16 protein-coding genes are annotated in these 15715 nt (G+C 60.2%); 9 read left to right on the forward strand and 7 right to left on the reverse strand.

Features of this window, described 5'->3' with window-relative positions; genetic code table 11:
* Positions 1 to 320: 320 nt before the first annotated feature.
* Positions 321 to 731 (forward strand): TIGR02301 family protein, encoded by a 411-nt coding sequence (locus tag ACXAIC_RS12230; RefSeq protein WP_475178796.1) that lies wholly within the window; start codon positions 321 to 323, stop codon positions 729 to 731.
* A 190-nt stretch (positions 732 to 921) separates the two neighbouring features.
* The gene (locus ACXAIC_RS12235; RefSeq protein ID WP_475178799.1) at positions 922 to 1194 is read left to right on the forward strand and encodes a hypothetical protein; all 273 of its coding nucleotides are present in this window, start codon (positions 922 to 924) and stop codon (positions 1192 to 1194) included.
* Positions 1195 to 1248: 54 nt separating this feature from the next.
* Here the strand turns inward: ACXAIC_RS12235 and ACXAIC_RS12240 are convergent, their stop codons facing one another.
* A complete protein-coding gene (locus ACXAIC_RS12240; protein WP_475178804.1) occupies positions 1249 to 1911 on the reverse strand; it encodes a LysE family translocator in 663 nt (220 codons plus the stop codon).
* Between the two features lie 128 nt (positions 1912 to 2039).
* On the opposite strand from ACXAIC_RS12240, the gene ACXAIC_RS12245 reads away from it, so the two are divergent.
* Positions 2040 to 2738, forward strand: coding sequence for a hypothetical protein (locus ACXAIC_RS12245; protein ID WP_475178806.1), 699 nt, complete (start codon positions 2040 to 2042; stop codon positions 2736 to 2738).
* Positions 2739 to 2816: 78 nt separating this feature from the next.
* Here ACXAIC_RS12245 and ACXAIC_RS12250 read toward each other — a convergent pair whose 3' ends face one another.
* From ACXAIC_RS12250 to ACXAIC_RS12265, 4 genes are all read right to left on the reverse strand, one after another.
* Positions 2817 to 3479: an SAM-dependent methyltransferase gene (locus tag ACXAIC_RS12250; protein ID WP_475178810.1), complete on the reverse strand. Its 663-nt coding sequence runs from the start codon at positions 3477 to 3479 to the stop codon at positions 2817 to 2819.
* A 20-nt stretch (positions 3480 to 3499) separates the two neighbouring features.
* On the reverse strand, positions 3500 to 4762 hold the full coding sequence (locus ACXAIC_RS12255; protein ID WP_475178813.1) for a BtaA family protein: 1263 nt from the start codon (positions 4760 to 4762) through the stop codon (positions 3500 to 3502).
* Positions 4763 to 4917: 155 nt separating this feature from the next.
* Positions 4918 to 6129 carry a L,D-transpeptidase gene (locus tag ACXAIC_RS12260; protein WP_475178815.1) on the reverse strand — a complete coding sequence of 404 codons (1212 nt, stop codon included), beginning with the start codon at positions 6127 to 6129 and terminating at the stop codon, positions 4918 to 4920.
* 287 nt (positions 6130 to 6416) lie between these two features.
* The gene (locus tag ACXAIC_RS12265; protein WP_475178817.1) at positions 6417 to 7751 is read right to left on the reverse strand and encodes a dihydroorotase; all 1335 of its coding nucleotides are present in this window, start codon (positions 7749 to 7751) and stop codon (positions 6417 to 6419) included.
* A gap of 173 nt (positions 7752 to 7924) precedes the next feature.
* Here ACXAIC_RS12265 and ygfZ point away from each other — a divergent pair, with 173 nt between their 5' ends.
* From ygfZ to ACXAIC_RS12285, 4 genes are all read left to right on the forward strand, one after another.
* A complete protein-coding gene (gene ygfZ / locus ACXAIC_RS12270; RefSeq protein ID WP_475178821.1) occupies positions 7925 to 8830 on the forward strand; it encodes a CAF17-like 4Fe-4S cluster assembly/insertion protein YgfZ in 906 nt (301 codons plus the stop codon).
* Positions 8831 to 8854: 24 nt separating this feature from the next.
* Positions 8855 to 9517, forward strand: coding sequence for a YfbR-like 5'-deoxynucleotidase (locus tag ACXAIC_RS12275; protein ID WP_475178824.1), 663 nt, complete (start codon positions 8855 to 8857; stop codon positions 9515 to 9517).
* 215 nt (positions 9518 to 9732) lie between these two features.
* Positions 9733 to 10239, forward strand: a complete 507-nt coding sequence (locus ACXAIC_RS12280; RefSeq protein WP_475179194.1) for a tyrosine phosphatase family protein — start codon at positions 9733 to 9735, stop codon at positions 10237 to 10239.
* 404 nt (positions 10240 to 10643) lie between these two features.
* Entirely contained in the window at positions 10644 to 11843 is a 1200-nt protein-coding gene (locus ACXAIC_RS12285) for a cell wall hydrolase (RefSeq protein WP_475178827.1), read from the forward strand.
* Between the two features lie 9 nt (positions 11844 to 11852).
* On the opposite strand, the gene ACXAIC_RS12290 is transcribed toward ACXAIC_RS12285, so the two are convergent.
* Positions 11853 to 13448 (reverse strand): L-aspartate oxidase, encoded by a 1596-nt coding sequence (locus ACXAIC_RS12290; RefSeq protein ID WP_475179197.1) that lies wholly within the window; start codon positions 13446 to 13448, stop codon positions 11853 to 11855.
* A gap of 290 nt (positions 13449 to 13738) precedes the next feature.
* Here ACXAIC_RS12290 and ACXAIC_RS12295 point away from each other — a divergent pair, with 290 nt between their 5' ends.
* Entirely contained in the window at positions 13739 to 14974 is a 1236-nt protein-coding gene (locus tag ACXAIC_RS12295; protein WP_475178829.1) for an MFS transporter, read from the forward strand.
* Between the two features lie 60 nt (positions 14975 to 15034).
* On the opposite strand, the gene ACXAIC_RS12300 is transcribed toward ACXAIC_RS12295, so the two are convergent.
* Positions 15035 to 15514 carry an N-acetyltransferase family protein gene (locus ACXAIC_RS12300; protein ID WP_475178831.1) on the reverse strand — a complete coding sequence of 160 codons (480 nt, stop codon included), beginning with the start codon at positions 15512 to 15514 and terminating at the stop codon, positions 15035 to 15037.
* 75 nt (positions 15515 to 15589) lie between these two features.
* Here ACXAIC_RS12300 and ACXAIC_RS12305 point away from each other — a divergent pair, with 75 nt between their 5' ends.
* Positions 15590 to 15715: a hypothetical protein gene (locus ACXAIC_RS12305; protein ID WP_475178835.1), complete on the forward strand. Its 126-nt coding sequence runs from the start codon at positions 15590 to 15592 to the stop codon at positions 15713 to 15715.

A 15715-nucleotide genomic window follows, 5' to 3' on the forward strand; every position in this document is an offset into this window, starting at 1 on the left:
GCGTCCCAGGTTTTGAACGATAAACCATATCGCCCTGCAACCTGCTCCTTGCCGAACAGTCCCCAAACACGGTCAGATCGGTTCCTAGCTAGTGAGGTTGGTATTACCCGCCCCGGCGGGTGCTCACAGCGGCATTGGCCGCTGAGATTATGCGGGACCCAGCCCACCTGGAGGCCGCAGGACAGGCTGTGTTTCGGCACCATCCAAGACGCAGAGTTTTTCAAAAAGGGGCTGCGTGCCCATTCTTTCAATCGCGCAATTCTTGGGATCACTGCGCAAGAGCGCTTGCAGAGCCCCCGTCCCAAGCGCATGATCCGTCCATGACCGCAAATCGCCTCCTTGCAGTGTTGTGCCTCTGCCTTGTGTTGACAGGCCTTGTCCTGGCATGTCCGCCACAGGTTGCAGTGGCGCAGGAAACTGGGAGCGATGCACCGCCCTTCGAACCGCAACTGATGCGGCTGGCAGAAATCTTCGGCGCACTCCATTTCTTACGCCCTTTATGCCGGGAAACCGACGTTCCGAGCTGGCGGGACCGGATGGAAGACTTTCTGGATGCAGAAACGGTTAATGAAAACCGGCGCCGCCGTTTCATTGAGCGGTTCAATCAGGGTTACCGTGGTTTCTCAGTTGCTTACAGAGAGTGTACCGGCTCCGCGCGTATCGCAATGGCACAGTATTTGACCGAAGGTGAGACCATTATCACCGACGTCACCAGCCGGTATGGCAGATAATCCGGGCAAAAAAGCCGCAATCGTTACGACTTGGTAAACCTTTTGGATGAAATTTGTGGGTGGACGTTAAGTTTGTGTTCACGGTTGCTTATCAGCGCGACACACCGTGCTAGGATCAGGTCATGAGATTCGAGACAGGGACACGCAAAAGTTGCTCCCAAAGGTTCGGGACAGACCGGTAAGGATACGAATGATAAACGACGATCATGCAGAAGCGGCAATGGATGCCGAGTTCGCCGAAGACGAAGACATCAGACGTGCTGCTCTCGGCTTTATTTCCGATGCCTGGGCCGAAGCCATTGCCAACGGGGTGGATGCGGACGCTGTCGCCCATGCTGCCATGTTCACCGCCCTTGCCGACCTTGTCGCAGCATACGGGGAAGATGCCGTCGCCAAGCTGGCTGAAGGTCTGCCGGACCGGATCCTCCAGGGCGACTACACGGTCAACCGGGTGCTGCAATAGTCGAGGCAGACTGACAACAAGATGCAATGAGGCTGGGTCACCGGCCTTTTTGCTTCAATGCGTCCAGATGCCGGAAGCATGGCTGCTGCCATACACAGCCAGTTTTATATAAATGATCACACCGAACAGAATCAGGACCGCACCGGCAATGTGGTTGGCCCGGTCCAGCCAGCGTTCGTCAATCCTGGCCTTGAAATAGGTTACCACCGCCGATACCCCGACCCACCAGGATGTTGCTCCGCATGCAACGCCAGCGACCATCATCAGCGAGCCGAGATGGTCGCCATGGACCGGGCGAAAATCCCCCAGCACCCCGAAGATCGCAGCAAAGGCGAAAATCGTTCCCGGATTGGTGACTGCCATGAAGAATGCGGCTGTTGCGTCGGTCAAAAAGCCATGGTCGCGGCCATTGCCCTGCGCATCCAGATGAGTATGGGTGTGCCAGATCTTGAGCCCGAACACGATCAGCAGCGCACCGCCCGCAAACTCGATCAGGCTGAGCTGGCCTTCGACAAAATTGGTGATGGCAGACACACCAAAGATCGCAACAATGGCAAAGAGCGTATCAGCCAGAACGGCGCCCAGACCAACAAACACCCCGTGGTTGAAGCCACCGCGCGCAGCGTTCTGAATTGCCATGACATTGACCGGCCCCACCGGAGCGGTTGTGAGAATGCCGACGAAATATCCGATCAGCACATATTCCAAAACGGTCACAGCCGGCCCTTCTCGCTCATCCTTGACCGGGAAATTCCTCTCTCCCGGTTCCAACCCTGCCATGAATTGTTTAAGGAATGACCCTGTGGGGCATACCGATGAGCGGAAACAGTGTTCAGGAGTTCACGATGGGACGGACGATTTTGGCGGTGGCTCTGGTGCTCGGCCTTTGCACGGAGGTGGCAACTGCAAAGACCGTTACCATACAGACCATTCCCATCGCTCCCCAGGACACGACCCAGGCGCCGCCGATCCCCGATGCACATCTGAGCGGCCCGCAGACCGAGGCCGATCCGGCGCAAACGGAACCCGGGGACGGGCCCAGCGCAAACGGTTCGGCCCGGCAGGCCGAGGACCCAGCCCCGCCGCCGGTTCTTTACAACACGTCGATGCTGCCGAAGCCGGTGGCCCGCATGCATGCACAACTGACAGAAGCCGCCCTGTCCGGCAGCATGGACCGGCTGCGCATGGTGCTGGAAAGCAATGAATTGCCGCCCACCCTGTCCTTTGGAGACACCGGCGACCCCATCGATTTCCTGAAATCCAGTTCCGGCGATGGCGAGGGCTTCGAGATCCTGGCGATCCTGGCGGATGTGCTTGATGCAGGTTTTCTCCATGTCGATGCCGGCACCCCTCAGGAAATGTATGTCTGGCCCTATTTCGCCCGCTATCCCCTGTCCAGCCTGCGCCCGGACCAGAAGGTGGAAATGTTCCGGATCATCACAGCCGGGGATTTTGCGGAGATGGAAGAATTCGGTGCCTGGACGTTCTACCGGGTCGGAATTGGCCCGGATGGCACCCTGCATTATTTTGTCGCCGGGGATTAGGAAAGCCCCCCGACGGACCAGCGCGTCTTTGCTCCTGCACGCCCCCGCAGCCGCGCAACAGCACAGAATCTCCCCCTTTCAGGGAGCCTTGTGGAGCTCCGCATAGTCGGCATAGCCCCGGTAAAGCGGTCTTGCCTCCAGTCTGCAGCCGGTCCGGTCCGCCAACTCGCGCAATTCCTCTTCCAGACCGGCCCGTGGCGTTACATGGAAGGATCTCAGCCAAGCAAAGAGCAGTTTGCGGAACCAGCCGGGCAGACCTTTCTGCTGACCGAAATCAACCACATGGATTCGTCCGCCCGTTGCAAGCCGGGCGGCCCCTGCCGCCAGCGCCTCGCGCCAGATCGGGATCATCGACAAGGTGTAGGAATAAAACACCCGGTCAAAGGCAACGACACCGGTTGCCTTGGCCGACGTGGCCTCCGGGTCGGCCGCATCGCCTTCGATCAAGGTGATCTGGTCGCTCAACCCGGCCTTGGCGATGTTCTTTTCCGCCGTTTCCAGCATGTGCCTGGAAATATCCAGACCGACGAAGCGCACATCGGGATGTCTTTTCGCCGCTGCAATCAGGTTGCGCCCGGTGCCGCAGCCCAGCTCCAAAACAACCCCCTGGCGGGGCGGGTCCAGCCGGGCAATCAGATGGTCCCGTCCCAGAAGATAATATTTACGCGTGAAATCATAGACATGGCGCTGATGGCGATAGACAGCGTCCATCAGCTTTGCCGTTTCAACCGCTCCCGTCATGCCTTGTCCCGTACCGCGTCTCAGCCGTTAAACACATAAAGGTGGAAACCACCATAGATGGAGGAGCGGTCCTGACGGCCAAGCTCCAGGCTTTCCTCTTCCTCATAGGTCCAGCGGTCCAGGATCTCGTCGGCCACACGGCCGGGCAGCAAGGTCGGCTCAGCAGCGGTGCGGAACACCACCCGTGCGCCCGGGCGGGCCGTGCGGGTGATTTCAGACCAGAGAGCGTTGAGCTGATGATCGGTCATCCAGTCCTGGGCATCGAGCAGCACATAAGCGTCCAGAGATCCCTCATCGACGGACTGGAGATGTTCGGTGAAGTTCCGGTTCAGAACCCGCACCCGACTGGCCCGTTCGCGGATCTCTTCAAAATGATCGCGCTTCAGATAGGGCGGCAGCGGGCCGGATTCCCCGGTGGTTTCTTGAGTCTTGGGCGCATAGCCCCGGCCAAAGGCCTGCCAGGCGAAATAGTTGTCCTTCATGGAAAAGTCGCAGGCGAGTTTCTCCAGCCGTTCCTTGAGCACCGCGGACATATTTCCGTCCGCATTGGCGGACACGAGCGCGTCATACTGCGCTGGCGGAATGCCGAGGCCATAAAGAGACATTTTCTTTGACGTCGCCCAGCGCACCAGGCGCTTGTCGAAGAGCGGCGCCAAGGCGCTGTCGAAGAAGCTGCGCTGTTCTTCCAGGGACCGGGTCTTGACCATATGTTTCGGATCGATCCCGTAAAGGCGGGCGACCAGATGGCCAACCCCGATGCAATAGCCGAGCAGTCCGTGATGGTAGAGATCGCGGGAGAACAGGGTGATGCGCTTGCGGCCCCAATTGGCCAGATCCCGGCCTTCCCAGTAGGCAATCGTCTCTGGATCGAGATTGTCTTTCAAAAACCGGTTATAGGCGGCCACATTGGCCTTTTCATCGGCTTCACCGAAGAACCGGTAGAAGGTTTCGTAATTGGGGAAGTGCTTGGCAGCGGCCAGTTTGAGGCGGCCCAGCGCCACATGGGCCCGGTTCAGGTCAACGGCGGTGATCTCGGCCGGGTTGGCGGTGAGATAGGACATCACATTGCAGCCGCCGGACGCGATCGCAATCATTTTGGACTCGGGTGTCAGCCGCAAGGCCCGCATGTCCACATCCGGATCTTCCCAGATCTGTGGATAGACAAGCCCCTTGAAAGCGAAGGTGAAGAGGCGCTCCAAGATCCCTTCCCGGGATGTTGCCTCCGAACGGTGCACCGCATTCTTGAGACGTTTCTTCGAAGCTGTGAGCGTGCTCTGCGCCATTACTTTCTCCCGAGTCATCGCGCGACTGAATTGCCCTGCGATACGGCAAGCAGACGACAATTTGGTGACGCTGACAGGAAAAACTGCGCTTATCCGGATAATAAAAACCCCCGCAAGTTGCGGGGGCTGTTCGTGCTGCGGACGGGTCCGGTCCTTTAGCGGGTAATGACCACGAAATCCGTGCCCAGTCCCGTATTGCGCTTGTAACTGCGGTCAGTCACCGTCAGCGATGTGCCGGGGGTCAGCATCCGGGACAGGTCAACCGCCACTTTTGCGGAGATCTCAAGCCGGTTCAAAACGTCCTCGGCTGTGCCGCCGCGCTCCCCTTCCGCCGACACCGCAATCCACTCGACTGTTGTATCGCCCTGCTCAAAGCCAAGCGCGGTGAAGACATGGGTGCCGATTTCCTGATCGATGTCCTTGATGGTGACTGGAGCGGAATAAATGTCCCGGAACTTCCGGCGCACACGCAGCATCGCGTTTTGAGGCTTTTCATAGCCGGCTTCGGCAAAAAGGCGCGCGGTCAGCCCATCTGTGATGTTGCCGGTGACCGGCAGCTCGGCACCTTCCTGATAAAGGCGGATGGCAGCCCGGGTCTTGCGGCCCGCAACACCGTCCACTGGACCGGCCTCATAGCCGAGCTTGTTCAACAGCCGCTGCAGCACCTTCACCTTGTTGGGCGGCTTTTGCGGCGTAATGATCATTCGCAGCGGACGGTCGAAATGGGGATTGTCCGGCTGGGCAACTGTCAGCGGCGCCTGGAGCGCGGCCGGGCGGATGGCCCCGCGCAGGGCCGGGTCCGACTCAATTGTCTTGCCGGACAGGCTCGCCACCTCCGTGGCTGGCGCATAGGGCTGAGGCAATGCGGGGCTGCGCACACTTTGCGGCGCCGCCTCGCCCTTTGTCACAACCACCTGCACGCCCCGCTCCGTCATGGAATAGAGCGACTTGGCAAAGGGGCGCGGCAGACGGATGCAGCCATGGGAGGCCGGATAGCCGGGCAGTTTGCCCACATGAAGCGCCACACCCGACCAGGTCAGGCGCTGCATGAACGGCATCGGCGCATTGTCATAGAGATTGGAGAAATGCTTGCGGCGCTTTTCCAGGATCGAAAACACCCCGGTCGGCGTACTGTGACCGCGCTTGCCGGAGGAAATCGGCGACACTTCAATCAGATCCAGTCCCCGGTACACCCGGATGTTCTGCTCTTTCAGCGACACCAGCATATGAAGCGGCGCTTCGGACGCTTGCTCGGCGCCGGTCTCAGGCGCTGTATCGCGCGCCGAAGCAGCGGTGACAACGGCCATGGACATGGCCGCGGCGGTGAAAAGCCGGCCAGCCGGACCGGTGCGCATTATATGAAACATTCCAAACAACATCCCGGAGCTCCCCAACGCAAAACCCAAAAGCTCAACGAAAACCCTTTACCCAAGGGAACTATGACCTGTAACGATTTGAGATCAGGTTAGGAAACACGGTTACCCATTTGTTTCCAGACCTGACCGCCCATCCAGCTTGACATCCTAGCCAGCCGGCCACTGTCATTCACATCACAAATTGTTTGGATCCGTCACAACACGCCCGACGATCCAGCATGCCGAGCCCCGTAGGCGGATCGCACCCCGTCTTCTGACTTTGAAAACGCTACGTCAGGTTACTTTTTGGACACACCATCTTGAAAAATCACCGCTTCGCCTTCGGACGGGGCCGTCAGCTCGCCCTCCCACATCACCTGATGACCGCGCACAATCGTGCCCACGGGCCAGCCGGTAACGTCCTTGCCGTCATAGGGGGTCCAGCCGCATTTGGAAGCGATCCATTCGTTGCGGATAGTCTCTGTCCGTTTCATGTCAACAACCGTGAAATCGGCGTCATAGCCAACGGCAATCCGGCCCTTGCGCGCAGGCTGGAACAGGCGGGCCGGGCCTGCGCTGGTCATGTCCACGAACCTCGCGAGGCTCAAGCGCCCCTTGTTCACATGATCCAGCATGACCGGCACCAGGGTCTGCACCCCGGTCATGCCGGAGGGCGATGCGGGATAAGGCTTCTGCTTTTCTTCCAGAAGATGCGGCGCGTGATCGGATCCGAAAATGTCCAGAATGCCCTGTTCCAGGCCCCACCACAGTTTTTCCGAATGCCGGGGCGCACGCACAGGAGGGTTCATCTGCACCAGGGTCCCGAGGCGCTTGTAAGCCTCGTCCGTCAGGGTCAGGTGGTGGGGGGTCACTTCAATGGAGGCCACGTCCTTGTGAGCGATCAGATAGTCGACCTCTTCGGCGGTGGACAGGTGCAGGATATGGATCTTCGCCCCCGTTTCCCGGGCAATGCCGACCAGGCGCTGGGTGCATTGCAGGGCCGCGATCTCGTCGCGCCAGACCGGATGGGAGCTTGGGTCCCCCTCGATCCGCTCGCCCTGGCGCGCCCGCAGCCGGAACTCGTCTTCGGAATGAAAGGCCGCCCGGCGCCGGGTCGCCGACAGGATGTCGCGCACGCCCTGGTCATCTTCCACCAGAAGGTCCCCGGTCGACGAGCCCATGAAGACCTTGATGCCTGCCGCCGCAGGCAGGCGTTCCAGTTCGGGAATGTCTTTCACATTGTCCCGGGTGCCACCGACCCAGAAGGCAAAATCGCAATGCATGCGGTGGTGGCCGCGCCTGACCTTGTCCGCCAGTGCGCTTTCCGACGTGGTCAGCGGATTGGTGTTCGGCATTTCAAAGACCGCCGTCACCCCACCCATGACGGCCGCGCGCGAGCCTGATTCCAGATCTTCCTTGTGGTCCAGCCCAGGCTCGCGGAAATGCACCTGAGTGTCCATGACACCGGGCAGAACATGCAGCCCGGTGCACTCAATCACCCGCTCCGCCTGGGGGCCCTCAAAAGTGCCGATCCCGGCAATCCGCCCGTCACGGATGGCCACATCACGCTGGCCCTCACCATCCTGATTGACGACGGTTCCGCCTTTCAGGATCAGGTCATAGGTCTCGCTCATGGGCTTCCTCCGGCTTCGGCTGGGTCAGGGGTGAGTATGCTTCCGGGCTTATACGCGGGCTGCCCGCAAAGGACCAGATCCGTCTTCAGAAATCCCGGCCTTGCCCTCCTGTCCCAAAACACTTATTTCGCCGGTCAAGACCTGCGTCCTCTGAGCCCATAAGGAGCGCCCCCTTGACCGCCACCAAGACCGACGCCAAGACCGTTGACCTGACCGACCGTGCCTTGATCCGCGTTGCCGGGGATGAGGCCCATCATTTCCTGCAGAACCTGGTGACGGCCGATCTGGAGGAGACGGACAGAACAGGCGCTTCTTCTGCAGCTCTCTTGACGCCCCAGGGCAAGATCCTGTTCGATTTCCTGATTTACAACACCGGGGACGGCTATCTGCTAGACGCGCCTGCGGCCATCGCGGCAGATCTTCTAAAACGGCTGAGCTTCTACCGGCTGCGGGCCAAGGTTGATCTGGCGCTGGAAGCCCCTGAGATGACCGTGTTCGCGCTCTGGGACGGCGCAGCAGAAGCGCCCGGCGCACGCGTTGATTTGCCCGATCCGCGCTTGCCTGCGCTCGGACGGCGCGTGGTCGGTCCGGCGGATCTGTTTGCTCAGTCTTCAGGCGCAGATACACTCCCCCTTGCAGCCTATGACAGGCACCGGATTGCCCTCGGCGTGCCCGAGGGCCTGAAGGACTATGTCTATTCCGACCTCTTTCCCCATGATGTCGACCTCGACCAGCTGGGCGGTGTCTCCTTCACCAAGGGCTGTTATGTCGGCCAGGAAGTGGTCTCTCGGGTGCACCACCGGGGCACCGCCCGCAAGCGGTTCTTGAAAGCGGCCGCAAAAAGCGCCCTGCCGGAGATGGGAACCCCCGTGACGGCGGATGGCAAGGCCATCGGCGCGATCGGCTCGTCGGCTGTCACCGGAGACAGCGCCCTTGCGCTGGCGGTGGTGCGGCTTGACAAGGCGGCTCAGGCCAAGGAAAACGGCACCCCTCTTGACTGCGGCGGCGTGGAGATTCAGGTCAGCATCCCCGATTGGGCGGCGTTTACCTGGCCTGAGACGGCCGCAGCGGACGGATAGTGCCACTCACGACATTCAGGACCGATGCCCACAGCCCGCCCCGATCAGCCTCCCCGCGCCTGGCAACGCATGTTGTCCGGCAGGCGTCTTAATCTGCTGGATCCCTCGCCCCTGGATGTGGAGATCTCCGACATTGCCCACGGGCTTGCCCGGGTGGCCCGCTGGAACGGGCAGACCAATGGCGACCATGCCTTTTCTGTTGCCGAACATTCCCTGATTGTCGAAGACATTGCCCTTAAGCTGAAACCGGACCTGCCCGCCCATTGGCGTCTGGCGGTGCTTTTGCATGATGCCCCCGAATATGTGATCGGCGACATGATCTCGCCGTTCAAGGCGGTGATCGGTGAAGCCTACAAGGCCGTTGAAGGGCGCCTTCAGGCTGCCGTTCATGTGCGCTTCGGCCTGCCCGCGGAGATCCCACAGACCGTGAAGAAGCTGGCCAAGCGGGCCGATATCATCTGTGCCTATTTTGAAGCGGTTGAACTGGCCGGCTTCGATGATATGGAAGCCGCCAAGATTTTTGGCCGCCCCAGAGGCTTTCAATCGGACAGCACGGGAAAGCTGCGCTATGGATTGAAACCGCTTCCCGTCGCCAAAGCTCAGGAGCTGTTTCTGGAGCGCTTCCATGCGCTGGAAACCTTGCGTGAGCGCGAAACAGCTCGCGGGAGCAAACGTGCAAAGGCGTGACTTTGCGGACAAAGGCCCTAATTTGGTGAATTTGAAATGTGCTTCATGTTCGCAGCAACTTCCGGAGCGGGTTTCAAATTCGAAAACCACACTAGAAACATAACCTTGCTTGTCACCTCCTTGACTCTGAAGTTCGTTCGGAGCGTGCCGGGACATGAGACGAACTTCAGAGTCAGGTGACTAGTTTTATGGACACAAACGAAACCGGTTCCGCCATGCTGCACGTGTGTTCTCTTTCCAAACTGAACGAAACGGTCGCCCGGACCGGGGCGAAATCCGTTGTCACATTGATCAATGCGGAAATGGCAGTGTCCACCCCGGCAGGTGTGGATCCCGGCCGGCACCTGTTTCTGGCCTTCAATGACATCGTGGAGCCAATCGCCAATCTGACCCCGCCCAACGAGACCCATGTTCAGGCGCTGATCGACTTTGCCGGTGCCTGGGACCGGAAAGCGCCGCTGGTGATCCATTGCTGGGCGGGTATCAGCCGCTCCACCGCCGGGGCCTATGTGGCCGCCTGTGCCCTGACGCCCGATTCGGATGAGTACCGGCTGGCCGCCTTGCTGCGCGAGCGGTCCCCGTCGGCCACCCCCAATGCACGGATCGTGGCCATGGCCGACAAGCTGCTGGGCCGCAACGGGCGCATGATCGATGCCATCCGGGGCATCGGCCGGGGGGCAAACGCCTTTGAAGGCACGCCTTTCATCATGCCGCTCGACTGACGACAGCGCTGCGATCCTGAAACGGAGATGCGGGGCTGCGCCCCTTTTTCCGGGCTGGACTGGACAGCCTTATGGCTGTGGCCAGACCGGCCCAGACCCATTCCGGCACCTTGCGTTAAGTTTTCTTTAAAGAAATACCCAAGTAAAGCCTTCGTGATCAGAGATCGAACCACCACAAGATTAACCATAATTTTCGGGCTTTTAGAAAAAAACCGGCGAATACAGGCCAATCACAACTCCATTAACGGACTTTCAAGGTTAAGCAGACATTCTCAATTCAAGCACGCCCGTTGACAGGGCGTTAGCACTCACCGCCAAGCCCATCGCGGCGGTGTGGAACGAGTTGGAGTTGGCTGCGTATGTTTGGCCCAAGACCCCGCACCAGAAAGCGGTTTACTTCTGCTGTGAAACACAAAGACGGCCCGGCCCGTGCCCGCATGCGCCGGTTAAAACACGTGCTTCTGGCGAGCCCTGTTGTCTTTTTCGGCATTGGCGGCACCATCGGAAATCAGGACATCTTTGCCCTGATCAACGCGCGAAACGACACGCCGCGCTGGATGATGGCGCTTGAACCGGCCAATTTCACCTCCAAGATCGCCCCCAAACTGGAGTTGGGCACCCCGGCCGTGCCGGACTATACCAATACCCCTGTTCTGACGCTGACTTCTGCGGAAAAGGGCTTCAAGCCCCGCGCGCTTTACGGCCTCAAACAGGTGGTCGAGGACATCCGCCCGACGGAAATGCCGTCGGAAATTGTCACCAACACGTCCGCCAAGGGGGACCGTCGGATCACACTCGCGCCCGACCGGCAGATGGTGGACCGTTCGGCCGGCAACGTCTATGCCATGTCCAGCCTGATCTCCAACGAGAAAAAACACGAAGACCTGCCCCGTGTGGCCTTTGTGAAACCGGAGCCGCTTGACCCTGAAGAAGAAAGACGCCTGACAGAAGCCAGCAAGGACGGGCTTCTGGAAGACGGGCCGATGGATCTGCAAAAGGTGATGATGGCCCGCAATGCTGCGGCCGCCAGCTTCTCGCTTGTCTCCGCCTATGCTCCGGACAGCGTGAAGGAAACCAAGGATCCGTTCGACGCCTTGTTCGGAGCCGCAAAATACGAACAGGAGCTGCCGCCACCTGAAGACCCGGACAACCCGCATTGGTGGGCTCAGAAGCCGCTTCCGCTGTCCGTCGGCGAAAAGAAAGAGCAGCGCTGCCTCGCCGAAGCGATCTATTTCGAGGCCCGGGGCGAAAGCGAAGAGGGCCAGGTGGCCGTCGCTCAGGTGGTGCTCAACCGGGTAAAGAACCCTTCCTACCCGAGTTCCATCTGCGGGGTCGTCTATCAGAACCGCCACAAGCGCAACCGCTGCCAGTTCTCCTTTGCCTGTGACGGGATCAAGGACCGGATCAACAGCCCGGAGGCCTGGAAAACGGCCAAGCGACTCGCCCATGAGGTTCTGGACGGCAAGCGTTACCTGAAAATGGTCGACGCCTCGACCCACTATCATGCAACTTATGTTAATCCTCGGTGGGCGCGGTCCATGAACAAGCTCGGCCAAGTCGGCCTGCATATTTTCTACAAGACAAAGGCGGGCGGCTGGAATTAGGACCTGCCGTCAAGACGTGCCCAGCACCTCGGCCGTCTGAGACTCGACTTCGTTCAAAGTGGTGAAAGAGCGCTTGGCAAGTTCGGGATTTTCCTGCGGAAAATCACTGCGGAAATGAGCACCGCGGCTTTCTGCCCGCATCAGGGCAGACGCCACAATGATCTTTCCGGCAATCATCATGTTCCTGATGGACTGGCGCACGCAGATCTGTTCGGCCGCCGCGATTTCAGCCAGGGCCGATTTCAGCCCGTCCGCGTCCCGCACGACCCCGGCATGTTTGCTCAAGACCGTGCGCAGCACAGAGATGGCCCCGCGCTCGTCCACATTGCGCTGGCTCGGCAGATCAGGTGCATCGTCCATCTTGTTCCAGTAGGCGCTGCGCGGGGTGGGCATGAGCCCCTGAATGTCTTCTGCAATTCTGGAGGCAAAGACAACCGCTTCCAGCAGCGAGTTGGAGGCCAGCCGACTCGCCCCATGGGCGCCGGTTGCCGCCGCTTCCCCAGCAGCCCAGAGCCCATCCAGCGAGGTACGCCCATTGGCATCGGTCAACACGCCGCCCATGTGATAATGCTCGGCCGGGGCCACCGGCAGCAGGTCCTTTTGCGGGTCAAGCCCAGCCGCTGACGCTGCCGCAAAAGCTGTCGGGAAGGACTCGGCAAAACGGGGACCTATCGCCTCCCGGCAATCCAGAAAGGCGCCCCGCTCCGCCTGGATCTCCACATGGATCGCCCTGGCCACCACATCGCGCGGCGCTAGTTCCAGATCCGGATGAACGCCCTCCATGAAGCGGTCCCCTGCCTTGTTGACCAGCACCGCTCCTTCGCCGCGAAGGGTTTCCGATGCCAGCGGAGCCGGGTCCTTGCCCACATCAAGAGCGGTCGGGTGAAACTGGACAAATTCGGTATCTGCCAGCACCGCCCCGGCGCGGGCTGCCATGGCCAGGCCATGGCCATTGGCCTCGTGGGGATTGGTGGTCAGGCCGAAGAGATGGCCGACCCCACCAGAGGCCAGAACCACAGCCTTGGCCGGAAAGGCCAAGCGTGACAGCCCGCCACGGCGGCGGACCAGTACACCCGTCACATAGCGCCCCTCCCCCAAGAAGCTTTCGCCGATATAGCCTTCAAGAACCCGGATGGACGGCGTGTTGCGGACCGCCGTGATCAACGCATCCATGATTGCCTTGCCGGCCATATCCCCGCGCACGCGCACCACACGGCTATGGGTGTGGGCCGCTTCGCGGGCCAACTGCAGGCGGCCCTCGAGGTCCTTGTCGAAGGCCACCCCGTAGGACAGAAGATCCTCCACCCGGGCATTTCCCTCCCGGGTCATCTGCTCGACAATCTTGTCCTCACAGATGCCGCAGCCGGCTGCGACGGTGTCGTCCCGGTGTTTTTCGACCGAATCCTGTTCGGAGATTGCCGCAGCGATGCCCCCCTGGGCCCAGGCCGAAGACGCTCCCTGGCCGATCGGCGCGTTGGTGATGACCGTCACCGGCCGCGGGCTGAGCTTCAGGGCACAAAAGAGCCCGGCCAAGCCGCCTCCCAGAATGACAACATCATCCACATCCTTGCCAAAGTGGGCAGGTGCAAAATCGTCAACCGACATGGCCATCAACAAAGTCCTGAAACAGTTTGGGCAAAGCCCGACACGGGATCCCGCCGGAAACGATTGTCAAGAGATACGGTCCCTAAGCCGGATAAGGTCATTTTCCGGTACATACCAAAGACAGTCAGAGTTTCAAGCCGCTCCCGCCCTGCCCGGCCCGGTTCTGCCCCAAAAGAGACAGGATCCTAACTCTCACCTATTCCCATTTGTGATTGATAGATCAAAAATTTGCACTTTATCAATTCACGCGAGCCGCTATCTTGCACCCACCCCATCCTCCGAGGTTCTGAATGACGGCTTCTTCTTCGCCGGCCCGCCAAGGTCCAAACATTCCGCTCATCATCGTCTGCGGCTGCCTGATCGCCCTGATTTCGTTCGGCCCCCGGTCTGCCATGGGCCTGTTCTTTCAGCCCATGACGGAAGCCCGGGGCTGGAGCCGGGAGGTTTTTGCCCTCGCCATCGCCATCCAGAATCTGGTCTGGGGGTTCGGGCAACCCATTGCAGGCATGATTTCCGACCGCTTCGGCACCTGGAAAAGCATGACCCTGGGCGCTCTTCTTTATGGCAGCGGTCTCCTCATCATGATCGATGCCCAGAGCCCGCTGGCCCTGCATCTGTCGGGCGGCATCCTGATCGGGCTTGGAATTGCCTTTTCATCCTTCTCCCTGGTGCTGGCCTCCTTTGGCCGGACCGTCTCCCCCGAACAGCGCTCCCTGGCCTTTGGCATCGGCACAGCGTCCGGCTCCCTTGGCCAATTCCTGTTCGCCCCCCTGGGCGGAACCCTGATTGCCACAATCGGCTGGCAGGACACGCTTCTGGTCTTTGCTGGCCTGATGGCCTTGATCCCCTTTCTTGCAGCTGCGCTAAGGGGAAAGGCGAACCAGCCACAGGGTTTGGCACCGGAGGCCGATCAGAACCTTGCCAGCGCCGTTGCCGAAGCCTTTGGAACCCGCAGCTTCTGGCTGCTGACCATCGGCTTTTTTGTCTGCGGCTTCCATGTGGCTTTCATCACCGTGCATCTGCCGCCCTTCATCGCCGACAAGGGGCTTGATCCGAGCTGGGGCGCCTGGGCCATTGCGCTGATCGGCCTGTGCAACATCGCCGGATCGCTTGCCTCCGGCTATATTGGCGGGCGTTATTCCAAACCTGTGTTCCTGTCCCTGATTTATATTGCCCGTGCCGTAGCGATCTTCCTGTTCATCATGCTGCCCGTAACGCCTCTGTCCGTGCTGGTCTTTTCCGGTGTCATGGGCATTTTGTGGCTGTCGACCGTGCCGCCAACCTCCGGACTGGTCGCGGTCATGTTCGGACCGCGCTACATGGCAACCCTCTTTGGCTTCGTCTTCCTTTCCCACCAGATTGGCAGTTTTCTGGGCGTCTGGCTCGGCGGCAAGCTGTATGACGAAACGGGTTCCTATGACATTGTCTGGTGGAGCGGGATCGTGCTCGGCATTCTGGCCGCGCTCATTCACTGGCCGATTGAAGAAAAACCGGTCCCACGGCTGACACAGCAAGCGGCGGAATAGGCCGCTGCCCCTTTGTCGCGCGAAGCCTTCACTGCCGGATTGCAACTGCAGTGCCCCGGATCATGCGCAGCTGAAGCGCTTTGACACCGTCTCTTCGCCGGACCGGTAGTCTTCAAACCCCATCCTGGAATAATAGGCCAGACCACCACTGTTTTCCTTGCGGATCGTTGCGTCAATGTGCTGGATTCCCGCCTGTCTGGCTGCTGCTGCCGTTTGCCTGAAGAGCTGCGTTCCCACTCCACGCCCATGGGCGGACGGGTCGACATAGGTTGCAATCACGCCCCAATCTGCAGGCAGTTTGAGCTCCCCCGGCCAGTCCGGATCACTGCGCACAAGCGATTGAAACCCGAGGATACCGGCTCCCTCGACGGCGGCATGGCAGCAAAGGCCGAAGACCGGCGGCATGAATTCGCTCCGGATTTTGTCCGCATCAAAGGGCGTGCGGTAGGCGGTTGATCCTCCGATGGCGATGATCCGGTTGATCAGCTGCGCCATCCCGTCCAGATCTTCAGGACGCGCGGTGCGAATTTCCAAGGACATCCATTTTTCCATTTTGATCCCGGTTCAGCCGTAGAGCTGTCATACCAACCACACTTGATAGAAGAGACCGATCTGATGACGTTTTCCAAGCCGCCGGACAGCGGTGCCAGCGGGGACCGGCTTGACATTCTGGAAGCGCAACTGGCGCTGCTCCAGCCGATGAACACCATGCGCAGCAAGGCCTCAAAGCGCAAAGGCTGA

Source organism: Roseibium sp. AWQ4_254 (genome assembly GCF_056161025.1).